Source organism: Devosia sp., from assembly GCF_034675085.1.
In the GTDB taxonomy this organism is placed as follows: Bacteria; Pseudomonadota; Alphaproteobacteria; order Rhizobiales; family Devosiaceae; genus Devosia.
Genome location: NZ_JAUCDN010000463.1, coordinates 1 through 1,789, shown reverse-complemented (window position 1 = coordinate 1,789; position 1,789 = coordinate 1). Strand labels below are relative to the sequence as shown.

Below are 1,789 nucleotides of genomic sequence, written 5' to 3'. Positions count from 1 at the left end.
TCATTCCCTCTGGACCGCGTCGCAAATCTAGATATAAAGACATCTTTATATCTGGTGGAGCGCGATGGCGGATCTGGAGCAATTGGTGGGGGCGTTGAAGGCGGCGGGCGAGGATACCCGCCTGCGGCTTCTCGCCCTGCTCGCCGACGGCGATCATTCGGTCAAGGACCTGACCGAAATCCTCAAGCAGAGCCAGCCGCGCGTGTCGCGGCATCTCAAGCTTCTGGCCGATGCCGGGCTCATCGAGCGCAATGCCGAGGGGGCCTGGGCCTATTACGGCCCGGCGCAGGAGGGCGAGGGAGCGGCGCTGGCGCGCTGGCTGGTGAGGCGGCTCGATCCCGACGATCCCGACCGGCGGCGCGATATCGAGCGGCAGAACGATGTGCGCGCCGGCCAGCAGGCGCGGGCGGCCGAATATTTCGCCCGTGTCGCCGATGGCTGGGACCTGCTCAAGCGCCTGCATGTGCCCGAGGAGGCGGTGGAAGCCGCCGTGGTGGCCGCGCTTGGCGGGCGCAAGGTCGATACGCTGATCGATCTGGGCACTGGCACCGGGCGCATGCTGGAAGTGCTGCGCGAATTTTACGGCCGGGGCATCGGCATCGATTCGAGCCGGGAAATGCTGGCGGTGGCGCGGGCGCGGCTGGCTTCGGCCGGCATCGCCAATGCGCAGGTGCGCCTGGGCGATATCGGCGATGTCGATCTCAATGCCGGGCCGGCCGATGTCATCGTCATCCACCAGGTGATGCATTATTTCGACGATCCGGGCCGCATGCTGGCGCAGGCGCGCCGCCTGCTCAAGCCGGGCGGGGACATGGTGATCGTCGATTTCGCTCCCCATGATCTCGAATTCCTGCGCACCGACCATGCCCATAGGCGGCTCGGCCTCTCGGAAGCCCAGATGAGCGCCTGGGCCGGCGCGGCCGGGCTTTTTGTGGCCGAACGACATGAATTTCCCAGCGCCCGCGAGGGCGGGCTGACGGTGTGCCTCTGGCGCCTCAGCGACAAGACCGCAAACGGATAGACCCATGCTCGAAGATAGTTTCCGCGCCAGCCGGCAGGTGGCGGGCCAGCGCCCCGATTTGCAGATTTCCTTCGAATTTTTCCCGCCCAAGACCGACGTCATGGAGGAAAAATTCTGGGACAGCGTCAACAAGCTCGCTCCCCTCAAGCCGCGCTTCGTCTCGGTCACCTATGGCGCCGGCGGCTCCACCCGCGAGCGCACGCTGCGCATGGTGAGCCGCATCAAGGCCGAGACCGGGGTGGACGCTGCCGCCCATCTCACCTGCGTGGGCGCGACCCGCGACGAGGTTGACGGGGTGGTGCGCGGCTACCGGGAGGCCGGCATCAACCGCATCGTGGCGCTGCGCGGCGACCCGCCGGAGGGCGTGGGCCAGCCCTTTACCCCGCACCCGCAGGGTTATCAGAACGCCGCCGACCTGGTGGCCGGGCTGCGCCGTATCGGCGATTTCGACATTTCCGTCGCGGCCTATCCCGAAAAGCACCCGCAAAGCCCCGACTGGGCCTATGAGATCGACAATCTCAAGCGCAAGATCGATGCGGGGGCCGACCGGGCCATCACCCAGATGTTCTTCTCCAACAGCCATTATCTGCGCTATCTCGAACGCGCCCGCGCCGCAGGCATCTCCGCGCCTATCGTGCCGGGCATCCAGCCCATCCACAGCTTCAAGCAGATCGCCAGCTTTGCCGGGCGCTGCGGCGCTTCCATTCCCGGTTGGCTGGCCGAGCGCTTCGAGGGGCTGGAGGACGAGCCGGAAACCCATGCGCTGGT

General features: G+C 66.7%; 2 protein-coding genes. Both read left to right on the top strand.

Features of this window, described 5'->3' with window-relative positions; genetic code table 11:
- Positions 1-64: 64 nt before the first annotated feature.
- A complete protein-coding gene (locus VDP82_RS17740; protein WP_323016140.1) occupies positions 65-1,021 on the top strand; it encodes a metalloregulator ArsR/SmtB family transcription factor in 957 nt (318 codons plus the stop codon).
- A gap of 4 nt (positions 1,022-1,025) precedes the next feature.
- Positions 1,026-1,789, top strand: a 764-nt coding sequence (gene metF, locus VDP82_RS17735) for a methylenetetrahydrofolate reductase [NAD(P)H] (RefSeq protein ID WP_323016139.1), incomplete at its 3' end; no start/stop codon positions are given.

Bases quoted from the DNA above. Each gene is read 5' to 3' on its own strand.
- VDP82_RS17740 (WP_323016140.1), top strand. From the start codon at position 65: ATGGCGGATCTGGAGCAATTGGTGGGGGCGTTGAAGGCGGCGGGCGAG.